The organism is Streptomyces sp. SID5910, assembly GCF_009862125.1.
In the GTDB taxonomy this organism is placed as follows: domain Bacteria; phylum Actinomycetota; class Actinomycetes; order Streptomycetales; family Streptomycetaceae; genus Streptomyces.
In genome coordinates this window covers 1-2,656 of the sequence record NZ_WWHX01000486.1, presented here as the reverse complement: position 1 = coordinate 2,656, position 2,656 = coordinate 1, and the positions used below count along the sequence as shown (strand labels likewise).

The 2,656-nt window shown below is 75.7% G+C and carries 3 protein-coding genes and 1 pseudogene; 2 read left to right on the top strand and 2 right to left on the bottom strand.

Features of this window, described 5'->3' with window-relative positions; translation table 11 throughout:
- A pseudogene (locus GTW67_RS17290) lies at positions 1 to 468 on the top strand (pyridoxal phosphate-dependent aminotransferase); the annotation flags it as partial.
- Positions 465 to 1,529 carry an MBL fold metallo-hydrolase gene (locus GTW67_RS17285; protein WP_161165720.1) on the top strand — a complete coding sequence of 355 codons (1,065 nt, stop codon included), beginning with the start codon at positions 465 to 467 and terminating at the stop codon, positions 1,527 to 1,529. The pseudogene GTW67_RS17290 and the gene GTW67_RS17285, both read left to right, overlap by 4 nt.
- Positions 1,530 to 1,580: 51 nt before the next feature.
- On the opposite strand, the gene GTW67_RS17280 is transcribed toward GTW67_RS17285, so the two are convergent.
- Together GTW67_RS17280 and GTW67_RS17275 are read right to left on the bottom strand one after the other, a co-directional pair.
- Positions 1,581 to 2,207, bottom strand: coding sequence for a VTT domain-containing protein (locus GTW67_RS17280; protein WP_161165719.1), 627 nt, complete (start codon positions 2,205 to 2,207; stop codon positions 1,581 to 1,583).
- Positions 2,204 to 2,656 (bottom strand): MBL fold metallo-hydrolase (locus GTW67_RS17275; protein WP_202437355.1); only part of this gene is annotated, 453 nt, incomplete at its 5' end. The genes GTW67_RS17275 and GTW67_RS17280, both read right to left, overlap by 4 nt.

Sequence of the window (2,656 nt, the reverse complement as noted above, 5' to 3'; positions counted from 1 at the left end):
GCCGCCGCGGCCGGCTACGCGCTCACCGAACCGGAGCCGGTCACCGCCCGCCGCACGGCCGCCGTACGCCTGCACGCGCGCGTGGCCGCCGCCGTGCGCTCCGCCGTCGTCGCCGCCGGCGCCACCGCCCGGCCCCCGCAGGCCGGCCGCCACCTGTACGCCGACCTCGGCCCGCTGCGCGACGCGCTCGCCGCCCACGGCGTGGGCGACGCCCAGGAACTGGAGGACTTCCTCACCGCCCGGCTCGGCATGCCCGCCCCCGGCGGCCACCGCTTCGGCGACGACCTCCTCGCCCTGCGCGTCAGGCTGTCCACCGGCCCGTTCCTGGGGGACACCGACGAGCGGCGCGCGGAATGCCTCGCCGCCCGGGACCCGTTGGAACTGCCGCACGTGCACGGCGCGTTGACCGCCCTGAAGTCGGTCTTCGGCGATCTCCGCGACGCTCAGCGATGGGAGCCTCCCCGATGACGCAGCAGCCCCGGCCGACCGCGAGCACCCCCACGCCCGTCCAGGACCAGGACACCGACGCCGGACCGGCCACCGCCTCCCCGTACCCGCCCCTCGCCGAGCCCCGGCCGCTGGCCGAACACCGGGTGTGGCCGCGGACCTTCCACGACCGGCTGACCGCCCCGCTGCCCGGCCTGAAGGCCTTCGCCAGATTCGCCCGCGAGGGCGCGGTCAGACCCGGCCCCGAAGGCCTCGCCGACGTCCCCAGACTCCCGTACGCCCCCGGGCCCGTGCCCCGTGTGGACACCCGCACCCTCGCCGTCACCTGGGCGGGACACGCCAGTTGGGTGGTGAGCGTCGGCGGGCTCACCGTGCTCACCGACCCGGTCTGGTCCCGCCGCATCCTCGGCACCCCGGCCCGCGTCACCCCCGTCGGCGTCGCCTGGAGCGACCTGCCGCGGATCGACGCGGTCGTCATCAGCCACAACCACTACGACCACCTGGACGCCCCGACGCTGCGCCGGCTCCCGCGGGACACCCCGGTGTTCGTGCCGGCCGGGCTCGGCCGCTGGTTCCACCGGCGCCGGTTCACCCGCGTCACCGAGCTGGACTGGTGGGAGGGCGCCCTGCTGGGCGGGGTCCGCTTCGACTTCGTACCGGCCCACCACTGGTCCAAGCGCAGCCTCACCGACACCTGCCGCACCCTGTGGGGCGGCTGGGTCCTCACCGACGCCGACGGCCGGCGCGTGTACTTCGCCGGCGACACCGGTTACGGCCACTGGTTCTCCCGCATCGGCCGCCGCTACCCCGGCATCGACCTCGCGCTGCTCCCCATCGGCGCCTACGACCCGCGCTGGTGGCTCAGCGACGTGCACTGCGACCCGGAGGAGGCGGTCCGCGCCGCCCAGGACCTCGGGGCCCGGCGGATGGCGCCCATGCACTGGGGCACGTTCGTGCTGTCGGCCGAACCCGTCATGGAACCGCTCACCCGCGTACGCGCCGCCTGGCAGCGGGCGGGCCTGCCCCGGGAGGACCTGTGGGACCTCCCCGTCGGCGGTTCCCGCGTACTCGGCGACGACTGAACGCCCCTCAAACCCTCAGACCCCCAGACCCTCAGCCCCCCAGGTCGCCCCCTACGCCTTCGCCGGCCCCCGTATCCGGCGCCAGGCGCTGGGTGCCGCGCCCACCAGGACCGTGAGCGCGATCGCCGCGGCCACGCCCTCCCACGGTTTGCTGAACAGCGAGCCGCCCAGGATCCCGATCAGCTGGTACGTCACCGCCCACGCCAGGCACGCCGGCAGGTTGCCGCGGGCGAAGCGGCGCGACGGCCACTCGGCGAGCAGGCAGGCCAGCATCACCGGGATCCGGCCGGCCGGCACCAGCCGGGACAGCACGAGCACCGCCACGTCGTGATCGGCGAGCTTCTCCTGCGCCTGCTCCAGCCGGTCCTCGGGCGCCCGGGACCGGATCACCTCCAGCCAGCGCGACCCGTTCTTCGAACCGACCCCGCGCCGCCCCAGCCAGTACAGCGCCATGTCCCCGCAGAACGCGGCCAGCGACGCCGTCACGAACACCATCAGCAGCGAGAACGGCAGCGTCTGGTGCATCGCCACCACCGCCGCCGAACTCACCAGCACACCCGTCGGCACCACCGGCACCAACGCCCCGATCAGCACCAGCAGGAACAGCGACGGATAGCCCAGCGCCTGCTGCGTCGGCTCGGTCGGGATGCTCGTCACGGCGGTGCCCAGCCAGGTCACCTCGCGACCCCCACCCGCACGCTCTCGCCGTGCCCCAGCCGGTGCACCGCCACGCCCGGCGCGCGCAGCGCCGACAGGCGCACGAACTCGTCGCCCGGCGTGTGGAACTCGTGGGGGCGCACACCGTCCATCCCGATCGGCCAGTACGTGCCGTAGTGCACCGGCACCGCCGTGGCCGGCGCCAGCCGGGCCAACGCCTCGGCCGCCCGCCCCGCGTCCAGATGGTCGGGGCCCAGGTACGGACCCCAGCCGCCGACCGGCAGCAGCGCCGCGTCGACCGGCCCGACCTCCTTCTCCATCCCGTCGAACAGGCCGGTGTCCCCGGCGAAGTACGTACGGCCCTCGCCCTCCACGACGTAGCCGAGCGCGGGGGCACGGTGCGGGCCGAACGGCAGCCGCCGCCCGTCGTGCCGCGCGGGCACCGCCCGGACCAGCAGGTCGCCGACCGT